We start from the raw sequence: 24,864 nt of genomic DNA, 5'->3' as shown, positions 1-24,864 counted from the left end.
TAATGTGTCGCACATCACCTGATTAGGCGAAGGACATTAAAATGGAATTAACCACCCGCACTATCGCCGCACGCAAGCACATTGCACTGGTGGCACACGATCACCGCAAACAGGAACTGCTAAAGTGGGTTGAAAGCCATAAGGCCATACTGGTAAAGCACCTGTTATACGCCACTGGCACCACTGGCAATCTTATTCACCAAGCCAGCGGCATTTCAGTGCAGAGCATGCTGAGTGGGCCAATGGGTGGTGATCAACAAATCGGCGCACTGATAGCCGAAGGTAAAATTGACATGCTGATTTTCTTCTGGGACCCGCTTAATGCGGTGCCGCACGATCCAGACGTGAAGGCATTGCTGCGGCTGGCGACAGTGTGGAATATCCCGGTCGCGACCAATCGCTCCACCGCAGATTTCCTGATCGACTCATCACTGTTTAATGGCACGGTAGAAATCGCGATCCCCGACTATCGTCGCTATTTGCAGGAGCGCCTGAAGTAGTTCCTTTAACCTAGCTGTATCCCAAGCCCGGTTCAAGGTTTTTTCTGTAGCGGTACGCCAAGATGGTGCAACTGTTCGACAAACACAGAAGGATGTTCACGATCCTGCAATAACCAGACTTGATGTTTGGCGCGCGTCAATGCCACGTATAGCAAGCGCCGCTCTTCAGCATCAGGGAAATCCTCCGGCTGCGGAAGCAATACATCTTCCAACACCGACTCGCGTGCCACTGCCGGGAAACCGTCACGGCCTGAGCACAAGCCAACAATAATCACATACTCCGACTGCTGTCCTTTGCTGGCATGAATGCTCATAAACTCAATGTTCAACTTCGGCCAGCGAGTCTCCGCTTTCGCCAACGTTTCCGGTTTCAGGTGATGGTATCGTGCCAACACCAAGATGCGTTCGTCTGGTTTTGCGTAGCCGCTGAGCTTGTCCAATAACACTTCTAGCTGTTCTTGCGGTAAGATAACCACCGACTTTTTGTTACCTTTACTCAAACTATTCAGCGGCTTCCTCAATTGATACGGGTTCTGCTGCACAAAGCCATTTGCCACTTCACCAATGCGCTCATTAAAGCGGTAAGTGGTGTCCAACGCGCATTGCACCCCCTCAAACGTCGTGGTCAATGCCAGTTCGGCACCACTAAAGCGACAAATCGCCTGCCAGTCATCCCCCACGGCAAATAGGCAAGTTTGCTTATTCTGTTTGCGCAACGCCGCCAGTAACTGGGATCTTTGCGGTGAGATATCTTGGAATTCATCCACCAAGATGTGTTTCCACGGGCTAACAAAGCGTCCTTTCTCCAGAATATTGGCCGCTTGATGGATCAAGCCGGGAAAATCTACCGCCCCTTCTTCTTTCAAAGCGTTTTTCCATGCTTTCAGCATTGGGGCCATTAGCCGGATGCGTTTTGAGAACAGGTCGCGGATTTCTTCGTCCGCCTGTTCGATCATTTCCGCCTGACTGCCACCATGCATGCACATCAGCCCTAGCCAATGTTCGAGCCGGCCAGCCAAGCGTTCAGCAAGACGCTTATCTTGCCAGAAATCGCCTTCCGGCAGTTCCCACTCCAAATCCTCGATAAGCCATTGTCGCCAACCCTTGGCCTGTGCCTTTTTCTCTGTGCACTGCCGCTGCCAATAGGCGATCAGCAGTGCGCGTCTGGCTTTACTGTCTGTTTCCAGTTTGCTGATCGCCAACGCCTTGCGATTACCCTGCTGAATAATCTGCAGCGCCAAAGCGTGGAAGGTTTTGGCCTGGATAGCAACATCACCCAGCCGCGCCTTAATGCGTTCATTCATCTCCTCAGCCGCCTGGCGACCGAATGCCAGCAGTAAAATTTGCCCTGGTTCGGCTTCCTGCCGGCGTAGCAGCCAACCGGCACGAGCCACCAGCACAGAGGTTTTACCGCTGCCAGCGCCAGCAAGTACCAATACCGAGTTTTCGCCGTTCACAACCGCGCGGCTCTGCGAATCATTGAGTGGCGAACTCTCAACAGTCTGGAAAAAGTCGTGATGAGTTTCCATCATGCGTTCAGTCCACTGGCGGTTGCGCTGTTCAACACTGCGCAGGCCATGTCGTTGCAGCCACTGTAGGCACAGTTGGTAATCTTTGCGGCAGTTGTCGAACTCATCCAACCGAATGATCGGCATCGGTATGGCATCGAGAGAAAGGCGGATTTGCTGTTGCAACTTATCCAGATCAGATTTTTTAAACCATTTATCCTGCTGCTCAATGCGCTGGATATGCCCCACTTGCTGTTGTAAGACCCCAGCGCTGACTTCGCTCATCTCAATACTCCACTGCTGCCAAGTCTGCTGCAAACAATGATGAAAGCGCTGAGTCTCCTGCCACTCGGTGCCATGCAACCGTACTACCTTTTCATCAGGCAATTCAAACTCTAGCTCGCCCCAGACGATGCCACGTTTGCACCTGACCTGTATCAGTTGATTGAATGGGATAATGTATTGATGTTTTTCGCCGCTTACCTCAACACCAGCATGCAACAACCGCGCACGGTTATAAGGATGTTGAGCCAAGTGTTTCCCCAGCGATGTCGCTTTTAGTTCCATATCGTCGCGCCATGACTATGTTGAGATTAAATAAGACCTATCTGCCAGTTTACCTGCGATAAGCAATGCCCCACTCTAGCGCTAAAAGAAGGTAGAATATATTTTAGGTTTTGACAGCAAGCACAACCGCATCGCGGTTTGAGCATCATTAGAGCAGAAGAGTAGGATGACGACTATGCGTACTGTACTCAATATTCTTAATTTTGTGTTAGGTGGTTTTGCCACCACGCTGGGCTGGCTGGCCGCAACGGTGTGCAGTGTCCTATTGATCTTCACCCTGCCGTTGACCCGCTCCTGCTGGGAAATCACCAAACTGTCGTTTTTGCCTTTTGGCAATGAGGCAATCCACGTTGATGAACTGTATCCGGAAAAAAGCAACGCATTGCTTTCCGCTGGTGGCTCGCTACTGAATGTTGTGTGGCTGCTGCTATTCGGCTGGTGGCTGTGCCTATCACACATTGCCGCTGGCATCATGCAGTGCGTATCCATTATCGGTATTCCGGTCGGCATCGCCAATTTCAAAATCGCCGCCATCGCCCTGTGGCCAGTGGGCCGCCGCGTGGTGTCAGTCGAAGTGGCTCAGCAGGCCAGAATTGAAAATGCTCGCTAACAGTATAAGCAACACTAATTTTTTCTCCGTCTGCGAAGTTTTTCATGCTCTCTTTTGCCCCGCAATACACCGTTACGCCTACAACAGCACCTAATTTTACCCTTTGCACATCTTCATTGCATTGGACCACGCAGCAGTTTTTCCTTGATGGCTGCCCATCCTTCTGAGGCTGGGCGTGGTCGCCGCCTCCCTGACTGATCTGGACACTCGGTTGACCGCACGCTTGCACAGCCTGCTGTTCACACGCCAGCATGTTTATCATCCTACTGGTGCTTTTGTGCTTCAACCTTACTGGGCGAAGACTTTGAGGTGGCCGCACCGCGCTTTTACTTTAGGCTGCGGGGATGCACTATTGCTTGGACGGCGGTCGGCTTCATCTGATAGGACGGGAAATTCTGTCAATAGCCTGAGGTTGTTGATAAAACGCTGGAGGCTAAATGCCGCTATCTATCTGGATAGCCATTCAGGTACAACACCATAGGGCAGGGATAGCAGCCTACCTTACGCATCACACGGCATGATGCTCACACCGCTCCTAGGGCCGACAAACATCTACAGCAGGCTTCCGTCTGCTCTGCCTGAATTACATCGCCGCACACTGTGAACATTTGGGGGATCCCGCAACGTTGGATTTGCTGAACGATACCCTATGCTACGTTGATGACGCTCTGCACCAGGAAGAACAAAACTGCTCGCGTATTGCACAAGCATTGGAAAACCTCACGGAAAGCAGCCAGCATACCGCCCAGAGCAAATAAAGCAAACAGCAACTGATATTACAACAGATTGGATTAATGCTTGAATTGCTGCCGGAGCTTACTGCGCTACACATCTGCATAACTAATTAAGGAGAATTAAGCCATGCTGCGATCTTGAATGACAGGTTCGTGTCCATGGCTGCGCATTGCCATCACATGTTCAAACCATTGAATCAGTTCGCAGCGTAATTCTCCGGGCAAAGCGGCATGGTGATAGCCAGCAATCGCTCCTCCCAACGATAGTAACACCCGCAACCCCAGAGTATTTTGTTGCTGCAACAACCTGAGATAGCTGCGCTTAGCACCGTGCAACCGCAAATCATAAACGTTTCGGATGCCAGCCCGCCACAACAAGCGTTCCATGTTAATGTCAATATTGGGTAGTGTCTTCAGTCGCCCAGGGCTGCTAGTTTTCATCTGCTGCTCCTTACGCGCCTCCCTGACGGCCTGCCAAGCCAAGCTAATCAGTTCGTTGCGTGTGCGCCAGAGCGATTCATCGACCAAATAATAACGCATGGTAATGGGTACCCCACGCTTGAAGTAAATCATATTGACCATGCCACGGGCACGAAATGCAGGTTCCAGGCTAGCCGTTGCCCGGAGGTATAATTCCCCGTCTGATATCACCGCAAACATCACGCCCTCGGCCAACAGCCCATAACCGCCGAACTGTGAACGTGTAGTGATGCACCCCAATTCCGAGAAGCACGCTTTCGCCTGCATAATCCTTCCTGTTGATATCCCTTTCATACCATGATTTCCTTATAAATTATAGACGTATCATCTTTCACATCATTGAAATAAAAGTAAAGTGAACAACTAATTATAAAAATACGCACTATCTCCTGACATGCCAATCATAAAAAACGCCCGTATAAAAAATAATCGCGATTATGCGAAGCTCTACGAAAATTTGGCTTGATCTCGTCTTTGATTGAGTATACTGTTTTTATATACAGTGATATTGCGAACGGGATACATTATGCGTACTCAACCACGTTACCAACCTCATTTCAGCCGCAGTGCGATTGCGGTTAATAGTCTTGCCAAGAACACCGATGTCGGCAATGAAAATGGTCTTATCAGTGAACTTGTCTACAATGAACAACAACCTATCCTCGCACAGTTGTTGCTGCCCCTGTTGCAACAACTCGGCAGACAATCACGCTGGCTACTTTGGCTGACGCCACAACAGAAATTAAGCAAACTGTGGTTGCAACAATCCGACCTACCGATCGAAAAGGTGATGCAACTGAGCCAGATCACCCCATTAGCGATGGTTGAGGCAATGGAAAAAGCACTATTGACGGGGAATTACAGCGCTGTTCTCGGCTGGTTGCCCGAACTAAAGGAGGAGGATCGTCTAAAATTAAGGCAAGCGGCAGAACTGGGTAACACATATGGGTTCATTATGCGTCCGCAACCTGCCCCCTATCCAGATCACAGGTACTGTTCCACTCTAAAAATTCACTCTTTTTTGTATCATTAAGTAAATTTGTGATTATTCTCACCAATTGTATCCCCTATGAAGGGAATCGTTACAAGATCATGCATAAAGCGAGTCAGGCTGAGGTTTCACGTAAAAAAATACGCAATACATAATTCTATTTTTACCGATTACTGTTAGCAAATTTTTATAATTATGCGTCTTTTTTTAGGGCTTTATCACATCACACTTGTAACTTTCGCGCCACGTTGTAGACTTTATATCGTCAAGGTTGCTCTGTAACGCCAGAAAAGCTGGCCGAGTAACAAGGGAGTTCAAACCTTGACGAAGGAATTTAACCAAGGGCTTAAAACAGCTTTAAGGCTCTTTGCCTATTTGGATGATAACGAGGCGCAAATGAAAAAGACAGCTATCGCATTAGCAGTGGCATTGGCTGGTTTCGCTACCGTAGCGCAAGCCGCCCCAAAAGATAACACTTGGTACACTGGTGCTAAACTGGGCTGGTCCCAGTACCATGACGTAGGTTTCTACGGCAACGGTTATCAAGATGGCATCGGTAATGGTCCGACCCACAAAAATGAGTTGGGTGCTGGCGCGTTCCTGGGCTACCAAGCAAACCAATATCTGGGCTTCGAACTGGGCTATGACTGGCTTGGCCGTATGCCTTACAAAGGCAGTGTGAATAATGGCGCTTTCAAAGCGCAAGGTGTTCAATTGGCAGCTAAATTGAGCTACCCGATTGTTGACAATTTGGACATTTACACGCGTCTGGGTGGTATGGTTTGGCGTGCAGACTCCAAAGCTAGCTACGACAACGTTCGTCGTCTGAGCGCCAACGATACTGGCATTTCTCCGTTGGCTGCTGTTGGTGTTGAATACGCACTGACCAAAAACCTGGCTACCCGCCTGGACTACCAATTCGTCAGCAACATTGGTGATGCTGGTACTGTCGGTGCACGTCCAGACAACACCATGCTGAGCCTGGGTGTTTCTTACCGTTTCGGCCAGAATGATGTTGTAGCTCCAGTTGTGTCAGCTCCGGCACCTGTTGTTGAAACTAAGCGTTTCACTTTGAAATCTGACGTGCTGTTCAATTTCAACAAATCTACTCTGAAAGCAGAAGGTCAACAGTCTCTGGAACAACTGTACACTCAGTTAAGCTCCATGGATCCTAAAGACGGTTCTGTCATCGTTCTAGGCTATACAGATGCTGTAGGTTCTGAGCAGTACAATCACAAGCTATCTGAAAAACGCGCACAAAGCGTTGTTGACTTCCTTATTTCTAAAGGTATCCCGTCAGACAAAATCTCTGCACGTGGCATGGGCAAAGCTGATTCCACCACTGGTAACACCTGTGGCTACAAATCTGGCCGCGCTACCAAAGCTCAGATCGACTGCCTGGCACCAGATCGTCGCGTAGAAATCGAAGTTAAAGGCATCAAAGAGGTTGTAACTCAGCCACAGGTCTAAGTTATCACTGCATAGTAAAAAACCCCACAATGCGCTGAGGGATCCCCACTAAATCAGCGCTAGTAAACCAACACCCTATTTCGGTAGGTTTTGGCGAGGCGGTTAAGAACAGCACCCAGTGCTGTTCGCTTTAAAATTAGCGGGGAGTGTCGTAAGACATTCTCCGCTAACGTCAGATACGAGATGACCCATCGCGACTTCTGGCTGTTAGCCTGATACCTCAGATGTAATCCTTTATTTTCACAATGATATCCCAGTAACCACATTATGGCCTTAGCCAGTGTTGCCAGCAGACTCAGCACCAGCATTCACCCTGCTGTGCCGCTATGACTGGCACGAAGGACAAAACAAAAACGCTCGCTTTTTTCATCGCGGAAGTTCTGCTCTATCTGCATTCTGCGGCTGTACAGTTTCATCACCTGACGGGGTTTGAACTCATCCGTACTGCTGAAGATAAGCCATGGTTCGTTTGCTGCTGCACACCCGTCACTTTCCCGGCTATGGCGCGATATGCGGTAACGGTCGCGTTGGTGTTTACGATTTTTAGCGTCTTTTTTGTGCAGGTGAAAATGCCCATCACAACGGGCATATTCGGCACGGGCAAGCGTCCCCGCTCCCAGATATTCTGGTTTATTGTGCGCTTTCAGTTCCTGTCTTCTGAACCACTGCTCACCTTTGTTATCCAGTCGTAGCTGGATATTGCCCCAGACCCGCCCGATAAAATCCCAGCCCAGGGATTTAATATGACGAAACCACGCATTCTGAAAGCCAGCGTCAGTGACAATTAACACTTTTTTATCGGGTGTAATGGCAGTGTTAAGCGCATTGAGAAATGCCTTCTGTATCTGCGCATCCTGCTGCTGACAGGAAGGAACAATATGGCTCATCAACGGCATAGAACGCCCGTCACACATGGCTGGTACGTAAGACATAAAACTGTTACGCAGGATAACCGCTCCAGTCAACGGCTATGACGCACCAGGGCAGGTGCTGAGTCAGCATTGATGAAATATCTTAGGAATATCGCTATGTCGTGCGGCGTGGCCGAGGAAGTCGGTCTGCCCGTTTTATCTTATTTTTAACCTGGGCGGCACCCGGTATATAACGAACGATACTGGTCAGGATAAGCGAGGCTCCACGCGTCAGTGCAGCGGTGGCATCAATAAGGGCATTTTGTCGGTACTGATGAAACGGGGCTAACGCGTCCCTGAAAAACTTCTGGCATAATGTGCGAACGGGCATAGAAATGATCTCCCTGAAGTGGTTGAATCGTAGATCATACTTTCTATGCCCGTGCTATTTTCCCGCTACGTTACTGGGGATCCCTCGGCGCTATGCGGATTTTTTTCGCCTGTCTTCGCGTCGATTATGTCTGTGGGCATGTTGTTGCTGGCAAGAAGCGTTACCCCTGATCCTTACCGAGGATCGCTTTGAGATCTTGTTTCAATAACGATATCTGATTGGCATACTTCTCTTTGCGTTCCGCATCTTCAATCAGTTGTACCACGGTTTCTGACAACGTTACTCCACGCCGATGTGCTAGAGCCGCAAGACGCTGCCAAACCAAAAACTCCAGATCGATAGATTTTTTTCGCGTGTGTTGATGTTCTGCGTTAAAATGGCGTTTACGGCGAGCGCGGATCGTTTGCTTCATCCGGTTATCCAGTGTCGGGTTCATATGATCAACGATCCATGCAAGAACTTTTACTGGTTCATTTTCCAGCCTTAGCAGCTCGTTCACTGCTTCCTGAGCGACGCTGTTTTCAATGTATCGAGTGATAAGTTCTCCTTCCCGGTGCTTTTTCACCAGATACTTCCATTTCCACCCGCTCTCCAGATTTTCCAGTTGCTGATATTTCATCTTGAACTCTACAGTGACCGCGTAACTTTATTAAGCATAACAGCTTTGCGCCATTTTTCTGGCAATAAAACTGTCTTTTAGACCGTTTTTTACACAGTAATCACAAGATGTCAAACTCCCTTTCACCAACAACTACTCTGCATATATCAAGCTGCCGTTATTCTTGTATAATCGCTCTTTCCCTTTTTAACGATTGCATCTAACACTTTGACCAATAACCGACTTGAATGGCAATCTCTGTTGCCGGACGTATCGCCTTATCAGGCGATATTTGATACCTCCTCTCAGTTGGCACCTGTGCCCTTTGCGGCTATTCAGCCCCGGCTAGAAAATGCGCTGGCACTATTTTGCCATCCGCAGTCACCACTGCGTTTCATGCTGCTGAAAGCGCAAGAAATACGAGAACATCTGGCGCTGATCGCTCGTGCGGTGCAGCAACTCCACCCACAGAACACCGCCAGCAAAGGCATCCATTATGTGATCCAGGGCAGAAAAGTCAGCGTTGAAGCGGCCAGTCACAGAGATGAACCTTTCGCCACCAGCGGCAGCTGCGTATTCCAGGAGTGGGTAGAGCCGGAACAACTTTTTGGCTGTGTCCGATTCCATAATGATGAGATCAGCCTACAGCCGGGTCTGGTGCATCAGGCCAATGGCGGTGTACTGATCCTTTCTGTCCGTTCACTATTGGCTCAGCCACTACTATGGTTGAGGCTGAAGCAGATGATCACCCAATGCCAGTTCCACTGGGTTTCCCCGGATGAAACGCGCCCATTGCCGATCACCATTCCGCCCATACCGCTGGAACTGCGTTTGATCGTGGTAGGTGATCGTCACGGTCTAGCTGATTTTCACGATATCGAACCTGAGCTTAGTAAGCAAGCAATCTACGGAGAATACGAAGATTGTCTGCAACTCAACGAGATCGGCGACATGTCACAGTGGTGTGGCTACGTTAATAGCGTGATCGTAGAGCAGCAGTTGACCGCGTTGGCTGCTGACGCTTGGCCACTGCTGATGACTCACGCAGTGCGCTACAGCGGTGATCAAGGCATTCTGCCATTGTCCTCACTGTGGATTAGTCAGCAGCTTGCAGAGGCTGCGCTATATACCAAAGAAAACGTCATTACAGCCAAAGCCTTCAAAGCTGCGCTGAGTGCACGCGAGTGGCGTGAAAGTTATCTCGCGGAACGCATGCAGCGTGAGATTGAGTTGGGCCAAATCCTGATCGAAACAGAAGGCGAAATAGTTGGCCAGATTAACGGGCTTTCCATACTGGATTATCCAGGCCATCCACGCAGTTTCGGCGAACCGTCACGTATAAGCTGCGTCGTGCACCTCGGTGATGGCGAATTCACTGACGTTGAGCGCAAAGCTGAACTGGGCGGTAATCTGCATGCCAAAGGCATGATGATTATGCAGGCCTTCCTGGTTTCCGAACTGGAACTAGACCACCCACTGCCTTTCTCTGCCTCTATCGTATTTGAGCAATCTTATGGCGAAGTGGATGGCGACAGTGCCTCACTGGCCGAGCTGTGCGCCTTGATTAGCGCTCTGTCGCAGCAACCTATCAACCAGCAGATTGCGGTTACCGGCTCCGTCGACCAATTCGGCAACGTGCAGCCAATCGGTGGCGTTAATGAAAAAGTTGAAGGCTTCTTTGAAGTTTGTCTACGCCGTGGCCTAACCGGTAAGCAAGGCGTGATTCTACCGGCCACCAATGTGCGCCATTTGTGTCTACATCAAGACGTGGTTAATGCAGCGCGTGAGGGACAATTCCATTTGTGGGCCGTCAATAGCGTTGCAGAGGCGTTGCCATTACTCACCGGTTACGCCTACTCTGATGAACAACAGCCAAATCTCTTAGCAGCCATTCAGGAACGAATTTCGCAAGTGAATCCGCAGGAACGCCGCTGTTGGCCGTGGCCACTTCGTTGGCTCAGTTGGTTCAAGCGCGGCTGATCGGACTTGTTCAGCGTACACCTGTTAGCTAAACTACGCCCTTCATTACAATAAGGCTTATTGAGAACATGGTAGATAAACGCAACTCCTATACGAAAGAAGACCTCGAAGCATCCGGCCGTGGCGAACTGTTTGGCACTGGTGGCCCACCGTTACCAGCAGGTAACATGTTGATGCTTGACCGTGTGGTGAAAATGACCGAAGACGGTGGCAGCCACAACAAAGGCTATGTGGAAGCGGAACTGGATATCAATCCAGAGTTATGGTTCTTTGGTTGCCATTTCATTGGTGATCCTGTGATGCCAGGCTGTCTGGGTCTTGACGCGATGTGGCAGTTGGTTGGCTTCTATCTCGGATGGCTGGGTGGTGAAGGCAAAGGACGCGCGCTCGGTGTAGGCGAAGTTAAATTCGCTGGCCAGATTCTACCGACGGCAAAAAAGGTCACTTATCGCATTAACTTTAAACGCGTGATTACCCGTAAGCTGATTATGGGCGTGGCCGATGGTGAAGTGCTGGTCGATGGTCAGGTTATTTACACTGCCAACGATCTGAAAGTGGGCCTTTTCAAGGACACTACTGCGTTCTAACCGCAGTGATGGCGGCTCTTATCTGCCGCCGTTTTTTTCCATCGTTATTGCCAATGTGCTCTGTCCGGTTGCCCACTCACTGGATGAGAGCGACTAAGGGTAGGGCCATATTGATACTGAAGCACGCCTTCCACCGCCTGTCGAACATGCCCCTCACCTGAATTACCTGGTGGTTAGCGGCATTTGCATAAGCAGCATTATCAGATAGCACCCGCACTCTTGAACCTGGATAATCCCGATCTGGCGACGGAAGTGTTGCGTCTGATAGCGAAGCAGACGAAATCAATGAGCATCACCTATGCCTTATCCAGATCCAGTGGGCTTCGTCTTTAGCGTTTAGCGGCGTGCACGCGAGTATTCTGTTGCAACGCTGGCAAGGTTAATCAGCCAGCAGAAAAAAACCTCCGCGCTGTGGCGGAGGTTGTCCCTTTTTTGACAAAGAACCGCTATGCAGTCATAGCTCTGTCCGCCATGGCTTCTCGCCACCCCCCCAGCCATTGAGACCGGGCATCCACTGATGATTGGTAGGGACAATGTTCTCTGGAACGCCCTAAAATACCTGCCTGATAACCTCTTGAATGCGCCCTTTCCAAGCGATCGCGTTTCTGTCTCTTCATGCCTCGTTTCCCTCATTTTTGCTTTGGTGGAAAGAAAACAATGGCTGTTTTTTACGCAGTCACCCGTTATCAATAACGCTAAATAGCACGAAGATCAATGCGTAAAATTCACACCGATATCGCATTTGTGAACTATATTTGGCTGAAAAAGCTAACTGGCTGATATGTCAGAAAACAAGTGGATATATTGATAATAAATAAAAATCTCTATCCTTAGAAGTATCGATATATTTCAGCGACAGGGCATAGTCTGTGTCCGGCAATAGCAGATGAAACGCGGATGGCGGTTATGTGAACGCACACCAAGGCGGTGTGTGGGCCAAAAATAAGCGGCACGCGTGTTCACGCTGCCCAGCCTTCGGCACCATTAGCGCTAGTACGTAAATAACGTCTACGGACATCTTTTTTTATGCCTAAAATCCAGGTTCCGCGTGGCCAAAGCCGCAGTTTTAGCGCCACTTTTATTATAGCCACTACTTCGGGTTCACCGTGGCACCTGATAGCCTTGCGAAAGAAGCGCAGTGCTGCTGCCGCATCCCGCCTGGCGGTCAGCAGGAAGTCTATGGTTTGACCTGCAGTATCAACCGCACGGCACAAATATTTCCACTGGCTTTTGATTTCAATATAGGCTTCATCCATTCTCTACAGACGTCCCACGCGGCGTTTATGCCAGCGAAACACCTTATCCAATAACGGCACCAGGCGGATGACCCAGCGGTGATTCCTGCACGCCGGGTTATGCCTGGGAATAACGACGCCGACACGGTGAACCTCAACCTCCCCAACGGATGTTCGGTCAGCTCTCTTCCCGCTCAGTTACCGACCGTGATGCAGGCCTTGTCCTTATGTTAACACCGCAGCACATCTGGCTGACGCGGGAGTCCATCGATATGCGCCGGGGTATCGATACCCTGACGCAATACATTACCGACCACCTTATTGTTAACAAAACTCCGCTATCGCATTCTCACCTCACTCAATACAACGACCCTGAGGTGAAGCATGGTAAAACGGTATTCTCACAGTGAACGGCAACAGCATCTCGACACCTGGCAACACAGAATTATGGACAGGATCGACCAGGCTCCCTGACCCAATAATGCAGATTATTTCACTTCGCCCATCGCTTTCAGCTTTTTGGACAGTTCGCGACGCTCTTTCGATAGATCGGCATTTTTGATGATGTAGTCATCAACGCGTTCTTCATAGTCACAGCGCATGTTGGCGATGATAGCCTGAATGTCATCAATGCTCATATTCATACCAGGCTTGATGTACTCACTCAGGTTGTCAAGCAGCAGTACACGCTTTTGGTTATCACGAATTTTCTTTTCGTTGTCGGCGATTTCGCGTTGCAACTTATTTTTGCGTCGGAACATACGCACAAATTCCAGAACTTTCTGAAAACTCGCTTTATTTTCATTATCCATCATTATACCCTTGCTTTAGTCATATACAGATTCATTTGCTCACGGCCACTGTGGTACCACGATACAGCTTTGGGGCGGTCAGGCACAACCTTGAATGCTTTATCTTACCCACTGTACACCCGTCCAAGGAGAAAAGGCGAATCAGGCGTCCCTCCTCATTCGCCATAAAGCCCTTAAGCAGCGTACTTATCTACCAGGGCGCGCAGAATAGCAGCGGTTTCTACGTCCATCACACCATCGTATCTCTGCTGGCGGAAATGTAACTGGAAAGCACGCACCAGTTGGCGATAACCTTCAGCACCGGTCGCAGCCGAGATATCGTAACCGTATTTGGCGAACAGCGTCAGCAGTTGTTGCTGTGCAGGCAGGCCATGGCTGCCATAGCTTTGCTGGTACTGTTGCTTCGTGGCTTCGTCATACCAGGCCCCTACCCCTGCATGATACAATTGCCGCCAAGGGAACTGCGGGCCAGGATCGCTCTTGCGACCTGGTGCGATATCGGAGTGTGCCACCACGTTAACCGGGGTGATGTCCGGATAACGTTGCAGGATGTTTTGCGCGAGCTGGGTGACCGCTTCAATCTGCTGTGGATTAAAGGGGGGGAAGGTGATGTATTCCCCATTACCGCTCGCCAGGTTAACGATCTCGATACCAATCGACGTGTCGTTGAGGTTATTACGGTTACCCCACTTACTGGCCCCAGCGTGCCAGGCACGTTCATTCTCATCCACCAAGTTGAAGATGCGCACGCCGTTGAAACCCGCAGCCTGATAACCAGTATCCGTCGGATCGGGTACCAGATAATGGGCGCTAACTGATTTTCCGGTCAGAAATTTCACAGAATTGACAAAATTCTGTGCCGTATAATGCAGCACCAGAAAGCGTACGCGTTGATTGAAGCTGGCTACCGAACGGTAGCGATTGTAGTCAATCTTGAACATCGTAAATTACCTCTCTTAGCTGATTTAACTGAGTGGCTCATCATCATGACAGGCTGCTCTCTCAATGTGAACCTATAGCTCACCCTTTTGTTTTAGCTAAATGCTAAAATATAGGCAAGTATTTTTAGCTAATTTGTTATTTACCTTTTTGCTAAACAGTGAGAACATCTAAAAATGGAAACTAAAGAAATAAGGCGCAATAACCTGCGCGAACTGATGGTTCGCTATGCCCAGCAAGGCATCAACCAGAATGAATTCGCCGCTCTGGTTGAATCCTCCGCGCCGACGTTGAGCCAAATCATCGGTGAAAAATCCTCCCGCAATCTTGGCGACAACCTCGCCAGGCGAATTGAAGCTAGGCTGAATCTGCCCAAGGGCTGGTTCGATGTGTTTCATGAAAAATCGTTGGTTCGCCCGTTCGACAACGTGGCATCAGAATCGGACTTTCAGCCTGCCCGCCTGAAACCCGTAGTGTGGGAGGATAGCACACAGGATAAGGAAGAGTTTGTTGAGATCCCACTGCTGGATATCGATTTTTCCGCTGGCGACGGCTGCTATGAAATCATCGAACGTGAAGAGTGTTCGCTGATTTTTCGCCGTTACTATCTGCACAAAATGGGGGTGGCGGTGAACGCAGCACGGATTATCCGCATTTCCGGTTCCAGCATGGAACCGCGCTTGCAAGATGGCGATGTTGTGGGTATCAACACCGACGATACCCGCATTCGAGAAGGCAAGACCTATGCGATACGCCACGGGAATCTTCTGCGGGTGAAGATCCTGATAGAACAGCCCGATGGCGGCGTGACCATTCGTTCGCTAAATAGGGAAGAGTATCAGGATGAACAACTCAGCTACCAACAGCGTAAAGAGCAGTTGGTGGTGTTGGGTCGCGTGTTCTGGTCTTCATCATCTTGGTAAAGTTCAGGTTGGCGGGATACTACGACGGCAAGATCCTAAGCTAAAAGTTGAGTCGAAACCGATTTATTGACCATCAATCATCTATAATGAGCGCTACGGCATTGCCTCCACTGAGGGCGATGCGGCACAACAAATGCTCGAACACCTGCCTGATGAACTATCGCCACGCGTAATACCTCAACCATCGCTTGGCATCACGCCTCTCGCCATTACAATAGGGGGATATTTCCCCGCCAATGAAGAGATGCGATTTTGAGCAGCAAGGTAACAGCCACATTCTACTTCCACGATTACGCTATTTTTTATCTAAATATATGAAATTTAGTATCTTTTATTCACGCCAATGTATGCTTGGTACGTTTTTTGGTACACACCCCTCATCGAGCAGGGCGAGGCTTCCTATCCGGCGTGGGGACTGATAAAGTGGTTGAACAATAAAACGGTAAGCCTCGTAATAGGCTACCTATCCGTAAAATATTAAATGGCTGAATAAACTATGCTTTTTTGTGAAAAAATAAGACAAATCAATCGCAAGAGAAATTATTTCATCAAGAAATTAAAATATAATGCCAACCTATATCTTGCAGCAAAACGGTGGAATTACCATTGCAAAGAATTTCCCTTAGATAAAACCAGAACAATTTTGCTGCTTAGGAACGATGGTAAAATCGGTGATGCGATCATATCTACATGCATGCTTAAAACCCTTTGTGATGCTGGATATAAAATAGATATATTAGCTAATGAAGAAAATAGTTTTATTTTTTCAAACAATCCGTATGTTAGAAACCTTTATTTAACTAATACCGGATCAATTAAACACCAGAGTAAGTTTGAATCCCACATACCAGAAAATATCTTATACATTTTAAAAGAAAATGCATATGATCTTTTGATAGATACTGGCGTATGGGATACGGCACTTTACATGCCAAAATTAATATCAGAAATAAAACCAAAACAAACTTTAGGTTTTAACAAGCCCACTTGGTTAAAGCAATATACCACTAACATTAACTTTAATTATCACGATAAACATATAACAGGGATTTACAGACATATAATTGAAAAGCTAAATATTACCATAGAGCGCCATCTAGAATATGATGTATATTACCCACAATCGATCCTAGATGACATGAGAACATCCAGTTTTTTCGTTAATCAGCAAAAAAATATTTTAATAAACCCTTATGCAAGCCATGACGACCGCTCACTTTCAGAAACTCAGATATCCGAAATTATTAAAGGATTAAGCTCAACTGGCGATAACATAATAGTACTGGATTACAAAAAATCACTTACCAAATCAGATTATCCACATGCTAAGCTACTCTATACACCTACACTTTATCATGTAATGGCCGCAGTATTTTTATCCGACCTTGTTATTACCCCGGATACCTCACTAGTCCATATCTCAGCCATGTATAATAAAAAATTAATCGGAATCTATCGGGATGTATCCAAAAACAATTTATTATGGGGACCAGGATATAAGAACGGTCATCAAATATTTTCAGCACACCACCGATTATATCAAGACATGTCGGTTATTAAAAAAGTGATTGAGTTGAAAAAAGCACTTATATGAAAAAGCCTTTTTGTTGTTGGTAGTGAGTTTACCACCAACAACAATTTTACCTGCCATTAAGTTTTACTTTATTCGTATACTAAAATTATTCGCTACGATACCATCCCATCAGTTTAATAAATGAGTTGGCAACAGTAAAAGCTGTTCCAGAACCTGTAGTTGCCGTAGTACCTGAAACCGAATGACTATGTGCACCAATCCCTACAGTGTGGCTATGAGCACCAATTGCTATTTGATGTATGTGATCACCCACATCACCAGTCCTACCGTATGCCCCGTTTGGTGGTCCGCCCCCAAAACCTGCACCGCCTCGATCGTCTGTCGAAAACGCAATTGAGTGATAGTGTGCTCCTGCCGCAGTCGTTCCCTTTGTCCCGTGGTCGAATGTACTTGTTGTTTTCGTACCATAATCAAAACTACTGGTATTAGCTGAGAACGTATGGTCGTGAGCTGGCAAATTACCTACAGTCAGCGTAACTGAGTCAGAGCCGCCAGTTGACATAACATCGCTGCCGCTAGCAGCGGCTAAGCGTATTGTTTTGTCCTCACCAATGTATTCCCACGTAGTGCCGGGGAAAAGTTTGTTGGGGTCTTTGTTCTGTGCAAACCAAATAACGATTCCAATGGGATATATGCTTAGATATGATTTTGAAGCGATCAGCGCCTCAATTGCAGAAAGTATTTGACCATCATTTTTAGGGTCAATTAATAGTCCTGCCCCTTTAACTGTGTTAACCAACTCACGCTGCATCGTATTAAACCAGGCTGCGGGAAGAATAGTGGGACTCACTCCCTGAGCAACATTGCCGTCTGTGAACTCGCCCTGTGGATCGGCTGTAGTGGTGATATCACCGATTTTTTGCATAAGTAGTCCTCGCATTTAAACGATTATGGGTAATTAAGTAACAAAGAAAAATTAAAGCGATGAAGTCTCGATAGTGGCCCGGTAGCCAAATTTCACAACAGTGTGTGACGGGGATAATGCCTTTATCTGGCACTCAAGCTGTTTGTTACCCCAGGAACGCAGTGGGTCGCCGCAATAGGTACGTCCTGCTCGCGCATAAGTGATGGTGGTTTCCGGGGCGGTAACCAGCCAGGTAAAAGGCCAGTCTTCCCCATTTATCGCATCACCACACACTGACATTCCCGCGCGAGCCTGACGGTATTGGGTGATAGTGATATCGTAACCCAGGGTATTGGCTATTCGGATAAAATAGTCCGTTGACTGGCCGCCGGTGCTTATCAACTTTGCCACGACAGCAGCCTGACGTTTTGCAATGCTGTCCACCTCCCCGATCGAGCAGTCATCAGGTAGCCCTACTGTTTTTTCCCACTCAGTAAGCATGATCGTGGCCGTTTCAGGAAAGGCACCCACCAACAACCCTATTGCGTCGCTATCGCTGCGTTGATAGCCAGCAGCCAGCGCACGGATTACAGCAGCCTGTACGCCTCCAGCATCGCGTGGCCACGCCAGACCGGTGGGTAATAGGGCATACAGCGCTCTTTGGTAGTCATCAGCAGTATATTGGCTCATGTGTACTTCACCTCGCCACGCACGGGCAGTTCCCCAACCCCAAGATCAATATTGGCCGATGGGGTGACCAGAATAAATCCGGCCGTTCCTGAGATATCACCGATCGCCCTGTTCAGGTCGGAAAGAAATATCTTCCCGTTACCAATTGGCGTCCCCTCATGGAAAAACACGCTATCTATGGCTGCGGCAATAGCCGCCGTAATATCGCTGCCAACATGAGAGATGCCACTAATCTTAAAATCCACCGTCTTCGCGACGGGCGAACAGACGTAAACCATAGCAGTCACCGGGGCGCGCGGATAAATGTAATCGGCTACCCTGCCTTGATCCCCTGTCGCTTTCTGAACCCCCCACTCATCCCGCTGGGATAGACCGTCAGTCCCTACAGGAAAACCATGATTGGTTTCATCGTTGCCATCACACATGATGTACACCCCAACAGTGCCAGCCCCCATCAGCCGCCGCTTGGTCCAGCACCGGGTAATACCAGGCACTGCACGCGCCCATTGTTCATAGTCTTTATCGCTGCCGCCTTGCGGAGGGGTTTGATACGCCAGCAGCATGCGAGCGCGTAGACTCTCTTGCGTTTCAATATCTGCCCCTCCGGTAGCGGGGTCGACCATTACGCCGCTGGCGTCAATACCTGGCAATGAAATATCTAGCGTCAGGGCCGTGCCAGCATCCGCATTACCGTCAATACCACCCCCTGTTGGCGCGTCAATGATATCAGGGAGGATCGCGGTCAACTTGCCAATACCCTTGCCGTTTTCGCCTATAGTCACATCCTCGACGAGGCGGTAACAATACCCATCCCCCCGACGCAGCACCGCCCCTTTCCCTAGGGTGGAGTTTGCGATGCCGGTGAATTGATAGGCGGGGGTTGAAGCCGGATTGGCGGCTATCTGATAAACACTTTTCAGGGCAGCCCATCCCGCCAGCCATTCATCCGTGGCATTAAAAGGCGTGGCCTGCTGCGCAATGTAATCAAGGTAGCCGTAATGCAAATGAGCCAGACCAGCATCGGCATCAGCCAGTACACGCATGTTGGAGTAGCGTAGCAGTGCGCCGGTTTGTCTCAATTCCGATTTAAGCTGCGTGCGGCTCTTTTCACGCAGTTCGGTCAGTGTAGGTCGATTAAATGGCATTGCTTATTGCTCCCAAACCCAAAAAAAACGCATATCCGTATCGTCACGACTCCCCGGTTTCTGATAGCTGATAACCATATTAAGTTGGCGCGGGTAAACGATCTGAGTTGCAACCATCACTGACGACACCACGCCGTCAGTGATCAGCCACTGCAACGCCTCACGGGCATAGTCTTCAGCTTTCTGGGCGACGGGCTGATTCAGCTTTTTACGCCGTAACAACCACAGCCGCGAGCCAATATTGTGCTCTTCTCCTAAATCCCCCCACCATCCTCGCCGATCGTCTCCATCGATGGCATCGTCATCACGGGCAACCCGATCGGTGAACAGGCTGATAATGATTGCAGTCTGAAGGTCGTTGCCGTTGATGAGGTCACCCTTGCCTTCACGCCAGTCAGCCACCAACCGTTCAATATCCCAAAAGGAACTGATGTCGCTCATCAGACAATCCTCCCCGGTTTATCGCTGGTTATATCGTCGCTGCCACTTTGCACGTCTTTTAAAACGTGGTCATGCCCATTGTGGGCCTCACGCAGAGTTTTCAGCGAAGCACCATTACTGTCGCAGTTGTCGACCACGTCACCTGTGACCTCCAGAAGCGGGGTATCCAGCCTGATTTTCTCTGATGCCGTGACCGTGACAGTCGTCGCATGACGAACAGTTACCGGCTGGCCGTTGGCTTCAACTTCCATGCCGTTTTCAGTGAGTTTGATAAACATACCCCATTGGTCATAAATAACCGTTTCTCCCGCTTTAAGCCCGGATTGCCGATATTGCTGATTGTTGCTGGCCACAATCACAGCACTGGAACGGTCTCCGCCCAAATAGGCCAGAACAACATCAGTGCCAACCGGTAGGCCAGATGAAAAGCCAAACTCCGCCATTCGTGGCGTTGCTCCTCTGACTTCCAATGGTGTCTGGTATTGCAGTTGTTGGATACTTCCAGCATCGCTGTAACCCGTGATCTTGCCAATACCGATCATCATGGCCACTCGGCGGCCAAGTTGCCTCAATATGCCCTCACTCATGGGTTAAGCTCCTGTACCTGTCTGTAAAATTGGTACGGCTGCACGGCAAACGCTTCACACGGCATCAGCACAAGCTTGGCGCGGGTGCCTCGCGCATCACGGATAAACGTTACTTCGGCCAATAGCCAAAGCTGGTTATTGAGGCCAAATACAGGAATGTTAATGGGGAGTAGCGTATTCGGCTCCCAGAGCTTTCCTGCCTTGTCTCGCCAGCTATCAATCTCCACCTGCAAACTGCGTGAGCGTCCATAGCGGCGGTTCATTTCCCAATCGATGCAATTTTGCGCCTGACCATGCGAGTTCATGGTGCTTTCCACGATGACAACCCGGTTTCGATAACGTAATTTGGCCACTTCCGGATCTTTGGCTCGCGCCAGGGTTACCGAGGAATATCCCCCCATCACTGGCGTCATCGACATCGATACCCCGATATAATCCGAGTACCGTTCGTCCATTGATGCCATGAAAGATGCCGTCTCGATGTTTTCACCTTGTGCCACACCGCTGGCCGCTTTCACCGTTCCGACGCGGGTCAGATAAAGGCTGCCATCGGGTTTGTCGTAGTACAGCAGAGCAGCCCAACGGGTGATCCTGTCAATCACTTCCTGTGATGATTCTCCCCAATTTAACGTAAATTGGGGAACGGTCATCAAATCCTTCACATCGCTGGTGACACTAATTCCGTAAGGCTCAGCCAGTCTTTGAGCAATTTGTAACGCAGTGGCCTGGCTAATTACGTTGTTTGGCCATTCTGCGGAGCAATCCACCAAGTCCTGACATTTGCTTCGCCCCGTTGCCTGCACCTCGTGGCGCATCTTACCTATAACTGGGTTCCAGCGGTCAATGTACCCGGTCATAACCAGATCATCCCCCAAATGCACGGTGCAACTGTCACCCGGGAGCACTAATTGCTTATCGTCATTACCGGGGTAGTAGTCCATTAAAGAGAGAGTAAAATCAGAGGGTAAACGCTCTATGCTGCGCGTAACGCGGACAGAATCCCAGCCGGAAATTTGTTTGCCGCCGGATGTCAAAATCAGTTCATCTTTCATTTCCTAAGTGCTCTGAATTTGGTAGGCATGAATGCCGGGTGGCGAGGCTGAACTGACTGCACCAACTCATCCCCGCGCGCGGCGTTCTGGTAAAGACGATTAGCAAGCGTTAACGCAGGCATTGAGGCAGACAGGCCAACTTGCGTCAGCGAACTCAGCTCAGCACCTTTCTGACCGTATGCGTTGACGAGAGCGTTGCGGGTTTCCAGCAAATTGAGATAGTCATCATCATCCCCGGCATCGGCCACCATTAACAACACGTCATCCAACGTGTCGCAGACACGGTTTAGCATCAAAATGGCGTCGTCATAGCTTGAGGGTTCATACTCCACAGCCACCACAGCCAGTGCACCGGCGGATAAAACGCAGAGCAAGATGGTGGCACTTTGGGCAATGGCATTTTCCGAATCAGTCGCGTAAAACGTCGCGTTTCGGTATGAAGCCAAGGTTTCAAGCATACGGATTTTCTCTTCCACGCTGCCTGTGAAGGTCATAACCACATCAATGATAGTTTTCGCATTGCCAGGGAACGCATCAACTGAATTCACGCCCTCAAGGGTGGCTGTTTTAGCCAGGAGATCAGATCGCCCGGTCACCGCTTCCGCCATTTTCCGCATGACCAGTCCGGGCTGGTTTTTAGTATCTGCGGTACGGTTTACCGTCCCGGTAGAGCCAGAAACACCGCCCCCCACAAATCCTTTGTTATACCGGCCATAGCGGGCGCAGCCGAAGGTGGACTTCAAGACGTTGCTGAGGTTCGTCACTTCGTTAGCCGTGTCTTTCACGCTATTCCCCCAAAACGCGGCCGTGTTTCGCAGCGTCTTGATGGTTTGGGTGACGCTCCTGATCTCGCCTTTCACCGTGGCGATAAATCTGGTCGTTGCCATCAACCCGGTGCGTAGCCATTGGGTTTGAACCAGCGAAGCAGCCTGTGTGTTGCCAGTAATGGCGAAAACCTTCAGGCCGGACTCAATGAGGGTGAGCGTGAATTCGAACGATCGCCCGTTATCCACACTTTCCAGCACCCGCAGGCCGCCATCAGGAACGCTGACCGTGAGTTCCCCCAGAGTCGGATGAATCAGCGTGCCGGCCCCCTCAGCTTCACAAGCAGCGACCAACGAGTTACGCTGGGTGATCACGTCAGGGGCGTCATAAGCCAGACTGTTGTGCACAATAAAACCGCGAATGGTCAGTTTTCGGGTACCGCGCCCCAAATCCTCGACCCAGGCAGTGTTACGATAGGGGTACTCATGCACGGCCTGGCGACGTCCAAACACGCTTTCGGCGCTGACTACCGCGAAGGAACGCCGCGAAAGGATGCCGGGTGAATATGCTCAAACCAATCCCAGTTGTCGCCGCCACCTAGCAGCGATGAGATCGCATCAGTGATCAGAGCCATAAATTCTCCAGAGACAAAAAAACCGTCGAAGCGGTTAACTCAGTGATTGCATCGACAAGGCCACGCGGCCGCCGCTTTCAGTTTGAACCTTGCGGCGCTCACCGGTCTGGGGATTGACCAGTGTAATTTCCAGTTGGAATTTGTTATCGTCGAATGCCTTAGACATAGCCTCAGTCAAACGGCCAAGAGAAGCGTCATCTGTCGCTGTAGGGGGAAATAATGACGTGGAATGTATAGGCGTCCTCTTCCCTCCATCTTCATCTACTTTACTTTCGTAATCAAACGCGCCAGATTGACGCTGATCGAACAAATTGTTCTGGTCACGCAGGCCGCTCCACCGCACATCATTCACAGAATCATTGATCCCTTTCGAAATCTCGTCCCGTGTGTACGGCTGAACACCATTTTCATGCTTGATGATGGCGGGAATTAGCTTCTCCAGTACTTCCGGTGAATGAAGATTGATGCGATCACTTGGATTAAAACCAGTTTGCTTTGAAACAGCATCAATATATGACTGAGTTTTATTTTCCGACCTGGGCGCATAAGTGTGAATAATCCCATTCAGCGTATTGTTCCCACGGTCTCCATAAAGCTGGAGTTGACGTGACAAGGCTGCAAGTCCGTCATAAGAGGATGCAAAGGTAGAGAAGCCCCCATTTTTTCCCGTGGCATTGGGTGCCGCTCGTAAGTTACCCGGGTTATTGTTCCGCAACCCCAGAGCATTATTACCCGGTTGGCCATAAGGCCCCGGCCCCGTGCCGATATTATTACCCGTCTGATTACCAGCCTGCGGCCCAGTCGCTTTCTCCAAATCCCCTTTCAACCGATCAGCACGCCACACCGGCTTGTAGTACCCGTCGAGCTTTTTGATTAGATCTTCCGATGCATAGCCAAGATTTAAATCAAGTTTCTCTTTCCATGACAGCGTGTCTTTGAATTGATCGTCACCTTGTGCCTGGCGTAAAAGGTCTGCCTGTTTCCCACCGCTATTGAACGTCAGGATCGAGCCTAGCGTGACATTGTCGAGGCCATGGGTAACGACCTGCTTGATTTGGTCTACTGACGCCGCCATGAACTCCGACTGCCCCAACCACGCTTGCACCTTCATCTGCATCCCATCAAAGGCTGCGCTGATCTGATTCATCTGCTGTTTAAACGCCAAGGCGTTTTGCAGATCCTTGTCACTAAATATGAGGCCATCACGCCGAGCCAGGTCTTTCAGACGCTGTACTTCACTGGTGGTATTACGCAAATAGCTGAGTAACTCCGGTGAGAGACCCAGCTTGTTGGCAAAAATAGCCTGTCTAGCAGGGGATAGGCTTTGCATTTCCCGGTTTAGGTCTTTAATTAATTTTCCAACATCTGCCAGACCTTCCTTTGTCAGGCTAATATCGATATCGTTCGTTTTAAGAAGCGCAAGAAATTCTTTATTACGCCCCCATGCCGCATCGTTCGCTTTTTCGAACAAATTACCAATCGAACTCTCTGCCGCCTCACGCTCACTACCGTTTTCAATCATGGCACCCGTCAGCTCCTGAAAGGCATCAGTGGTCATGCTGATATTTTTTACGATGGTGTCGATGCGGTATCCCGCGTTGGCGAAATTGGTGAGGTTGTTTTTGACGGCATTGATAGCGACCGCAGCCCCGCCCAACCCCAGCGTTAAGCCCCCAACCATTTTCAGCGGCGGCACCAGATCACCAATAAACTGGACGCCGCTGCGGGCATGTCTGGCTAATACATCAAACTGACTGCCCAGACTATCTAACTTGTCTCTTGACTCCTGTCCGCCAAGTGCAAGACCATCGCGCGTTTTTTTCAGCAATGGGTTGAGGTTCTTTACCGCCTCTTCAATACGCTGAATAGACGCAGATGCCTGATCACTTGCTGTCAGCTCGAAATCGAACGAATTCGCCATTATTTACCCGCCTTC

General features: G+C 49.4%; 24 protein-coding genes and 2 pseudogenes. 10 read left to right on the top strand and 16 right to left on the bottom strand.

Annotated features, from left to right (window positions below):
- Positions 1 to 41: 41 nt before the first annotated feature.
- Positions 42 to 500: a methylglyoxal synthase gene (locus SYMBAF_RS04345; RefSeq protein WP_040265513.1), complete on the top strand. Its 459-nt coding sequence runs from the start codon at positions 42 to 44 to the stop codon at positions 498 to 500.
- A 32-nt stretch (positions 501 to 532) separates the two neighbouring features.
- Here SYMBAF_RS04345 and helD read toward each other — a convergent pair whose 3' ends face one another.
- The gene (gene helD / locus SYMBAF_RS04340) at positions 533 to 2,575 is read right to left on the bottom strand and encodes a DNA helicase IV (RefSeq protein ID WP_040265511.1); all 2,043 of its coding nucleotides are present in this window, start codon (positions 2,573 to 2,575) and stop codon (positions 533 to 535) included.
- A gap of 175 nt (positions 2,576 to 2,750) precedes the next feature.
- On the opposite strand from helD, the gene SYMBAF_RS04335 reads away from it, so the two are divergent.
- Together SYMBAF_RS04335 and SYMBAF_RS04330 are read left to right on the top strand one after the other, a co-directional pair.
- Complete coding sequence (locus SYMBAF_RS04335) at positions 2,751 to 3,185, top strand: YccF domain-containing protein (protein WP_040265557.1); 435 nt, start codon at positions 2,751 to 2,753, stop codon at positions 3,183 to 3,185.
- 608 nt (positions 3,186 to 3,793) lie between these two features.
- Complete coding sequence (locus SYMBAF_RS04330) at positions 3,794 to 3,943, top strand: hypothetical protein (RefSeq protein ID WP_155814802.1); 150 nt, start codon at positions 3,794 to 3,796, stop codon at positions 3,941 to 3,943.
- 96 nt (positions 3,944 to 4,039) lie between these two features.
- On the opposite strand, the gene SYMBAF_RS04325 is transcribed toward SYMBAF_RS04330, so the two are convergent.
- A complete protein-coding gene (locus SYMBAF_RS04325) occupies positions 4,040 to 4,693 on the bottom strand; it encodes a TfoX/Sxy family DNA transformation protein (RefSeq protein WP_040265509.1) in 654 nt (217 codons plus the stop codon).
- 232 nt (positions 4,694 to 4,925) lie between these two features.
- Here SYMBAF_RS04325 and sulA point away from each other — a divergent pair, with 232 nt between their 5' ends.
- Both sulA and ompA read left to right on the top strand, forming a co-directional pair.
- Positions 4,926 to 5,432, top strand: a complete 507-nt coding sequence (gene sulA / locus SYMBAF_RS04320; protein ID WP_040265502.1) for an SOS-induced cell division inhibitor SulA — start codon at positions 4,926 to 4,928, stop codon at positions 5,430 to 5,432.
- 354 nt (positions 5,433 to 5,786) lie between these two features.
- Entirely contained in the window at positions 5,787 to 6,860 is a 1,074-nt protein-coding gene (gene ompA, locus SYMBAF_RS04315; protein WP_040265556.1) for a porin OmpA, read from the top strand.
- A 59-nt stretch (positions 6,861 to 6,919) separates the two neighbouring features.
- Here the strand turns inward: ompA and SYMBAF_RS04310 are convergent.
- Together SYMBAF_RS04310 and matP are read right to left on the bottom strand one after the other, a co-directional pair.
- Positions 6,920 to 8,102 (bottom strand): annotated as a pseudogene (locus SYMBAF_RS04310) (IS4 family transposase).
- Between the two features lie 160 nt (positions 8,103 to 8,262).
- Positions 8,263 to 8,721: a macrodomain Ter protein MatP gene (gene matP / locus SYMBAF_RS04305; protein WP_006709742.1), complete on the bottom strand. Its 459-nt coding sequence runs from the start codon at positions 8,719 to 8,721 to the stop codon at positions 8,263 to 8,265.
- A gap of 207 nt (positions 8,722 to 8,928) precedes the next feature.
- Here matP and SYMBAF_RS04300 point away from each other — a divergent pair, with 207 nt between their 5' ends.
- Together SYMBAF_RS04300 and fabA are read left to right on the top strand one after the other, a co-directional pair.
- Complete coding sequence (locus SYMBAF_RS04300) at positions 8,929 to 10,680, top strand: AAA family ATPase (protein WP_040265500.1); 1,752 nt, start codon at positions 8,929 to 8,931, stop codon at positions 10,678 to 10,680.
- A gap of 68 nt (positions 10,681 to 10,748) precedes the next feature.
- Complete coding sequence (gene fabA, locus SYMBAF_RS04295) at positions 10,749 to 11,267, top strand: bifunctional 3-hydroxydecanoyl-ACP dehydratase/trans-2-decenoyl-ACP isomerase (protein WP_040265498.1); 519 nt, start codon at positions 10,749 to 10,751, stop codon at positions 11,265 to 11,267.
- 446 nt (positions 11,268 to 11,713) lie between these two features.
- On the opposite strand, the gene rmf is transcribed toward fabA, so the two are convergent.
- Both rmf and SYMBAF_RS04285 read right to left on the bottom strand, forming a co-directional pair.
- Positions 11,714 to 11,884 (bottom strand): ribosome modulation factor, encoded by a 171-nt coding sequence (rmf, locus tag SYMBAF_RS04290; RefSeq protein ID WP_082026969.1) that lies wholly within the window; start codon positions 11,882 to 11,884, stop codon positions 11,714 to 11,716.
- A gap of 418 nt (positions 11,885 to 12,302) precedes the next feature.
- A pseudogene (locus SYMBAF_RS04285) lies at positions 12,303 to 12,604 on the bottom strand (DDE-type integrase/transposase/recombinase); the annotation flags it as partial.
- A 125-nt stretch (positions 12,605 to 12,729) separates the two neighbouring features.
- Here SYMBAF_RS04285 and SYMBAF_RS04280 point away from each other — a divergent pair.
- Positions 12,730 to 12,912 (top strand): hypothetical protein, encoded by a 183-nt coding sequence (locus SYMBAF_RS04280; RefSeq protein WP_006708090.1) that lies wholly within the window; start codon positions 12,730 to 12,732, stop codon positions 12,910 to 12,912.
- 78 nt (positions 12,913 to 12,990) lie between these two features.
- Here SYMBAF_RS04280 and tmaR read toward each other — a convergent pair whose 3' ends face one another.
- Together tmaR and SYMBAF_RS04270 are read right to left on the bottom strand one after the other, a co-directional pair.
- The gene (tmaR, locus tag SYMBAF_RS04275; protein WP_040265554.1) at positions 12,991 to 13,314 is read right to left on the bottom strand and encodes a PTS system regulator TmaR; all 324 of its coding nucleotides are present in this window, start codon (positions 13,312 to 13,314) and stop codon (positions 12,991 to 12,993) included.
- A gap of 173 nt (positions 13,315 to 13,487) precedes the next feature.
- Entirely contained in the window at positions 13,488 to 14,255 is a 768-nt protein-coding gene (locus tag SYMBAF_RS04270) for an N-acetylmuramoyl-L-alanine amidase (protein WP_040265497.1), read from the bottom strand.
- Between the two features lie 174 nt (positions 14,256 to 14,429).
- Here SYMBAF_RS04270 and SYMBAF_RS04265 point away from each other — a divergent pair, with 174 nt between their 5' ends.
- Positions 14,430 to 15,176 (top strand): LexA family transcriptional regulator, encoded by a 747-nt coding sequence (locus tag SYMBAF_RS04265; protein WP_040265496.1) that lies wholly within the window; start codon positions 14,430 to 14,432, stop codon positions 15,174 to 15,176.
- A gap of 496 nt (positions 15,177 to 15,672) precedes the next feature.
- Positions 15,673 to 16,770: a glycosyltransferase family 9 protein gene (locus tag SYMBAF_RS04260; RefSeq protein ID WP_040265494.1), complete on the top strand. Its 1,098-nt coding sequence runs from the start codon at positions 15,673 to 15,675 to the stop codon at positions 16,768 to 16,770.
- Between the two features lie 85 nt (positions 16,771 to 16,855).
- Here the strand turns inward: SYMBAF_RS04260 and SYMBAF_RS04255 are convergent, their stop codons facing one another.
- From SYMBAF_RS04255 to SYMBAF_RS04220, 8 genes are all read right to left on the bottom strand, one after another.
- Complete coding sequence (locus SYMBAF_RS04255) at positions 16,856 to 17,635, bottom strand: phage baseplate protein (protein WP_052447802.1); 780 nt, start codon at positions 17,633 to 17,635, stop codon at positions 16,856 to 16,858.
- A 51-nt stretch (positions 17,636 to 17,686) separates the two neighbouring features.
- Positions 17,687 to 18,304, bottom strand: a complete 618-nt coding sequence (locus SYMBAF_RS04250) for a YmfQ family protein (protein WP_040265492.1) — start codon at positions 18,302 to 18,304, stop codon at positions 17,687 to 17,689.
- The gene (locus tag SYMBAF_RS04245; protein ID WP_040265490.1) at positions 18,301 to 19,449 is read right to left on the bottom strand and encodes a baseplate J/gp47 family protein; all 1,149 of its coding nucleotides are present in this window, start codon (positions 19,447 to 19,449) and stop codon (positions 18,301 to 18,303) included. Before SYMBAF_RS04245 ends, SYMBAF_RS04250 begins: the two co-directional genes overlap by 4 nt.
- 3 nt (positions 19,450 to 19,452) lie before the next feature.
- Positions 19,453 to 19,890, bottom strand: a complete 438-nt coding sequence (locus SYMBAF_RS04240) for a phage GP46 family protein (protein WP_040265488.1) — start codon at positions 19,888 to 19,890, stop codon at positions 19,453 to 19,455.
- A complete protein-coding gene (locus SYMBAF_RS04235) occupies positions 19,890 to 20,477 on the bottom strand; it encodes a phage baseplate assembly protein domain-containing protein (RefSeq protein ID WP_040264840.1) in 588 nt (195 codons plus the stop codon). Before SYMBAF_RS04235 ends, SYMBAF_RS04240 begins: the two co-directional genes overlap by 1 nt.
- Positions 20,474 to 21,529 (bottom strand): phage baseplate assembly protein, encoded by a 1,056-nt coding sequence (locus tag SYMBAF_RS04230; RefSeq protein ID WP_160744830.1) that lies wholly within the window; start codon positions 21,527 to 21,529, stop codon positions 20,474 to 20,476. Before SYMBAF_RS04230 ends, SYMBAF_RS04235 begins: the two co-directional genes overlap by 4 nt.
- Positions 21,526 to 22,806, bottom strand: a complete 1,281-nt coding sequence (locus SYMBAF_RS04225) for a DNA circularization N-terminal domain-containing protein (RefSeq protein WP_237162935.1) — start codon at positions 22,804 to 22,806, stop codon at positions 21,526 to 21,528. Before SYMBAF_RS04225 ends, SYMBAF_RS04230 begins: the two co-directional genes overlap by 4 nt.
- Before the next feature lie 156 nt (positions 22,807 to 22,962).
- Complete coding sequence (locus tag SYMBAF_RS04220; RefSeq protein ID WP_185899918.1) at positions 22,963 to 24,849, bottom strand: hypothetical protein; 1,887 nt, start codon at positions 24,847 to 24,849, stop codon at positions 22,963 to 22,965.
- Between the last annotated feature and the right edge of the window lie 15 nt (positions 24,850 to 24,864).

The sequence above is a fragment of the Serratia symbiotica genome (assembly GCF_000821185.2).
Lineage (GTDB): Bacteria > Pseudomonadota > Gammaproteobacteria > Enterobacterales > Enterobacteriaceae > Serratia > Serratia symbiotica.
This window is presented reverse-complemented; position numbering and strand designations above follow the sequence as displayed.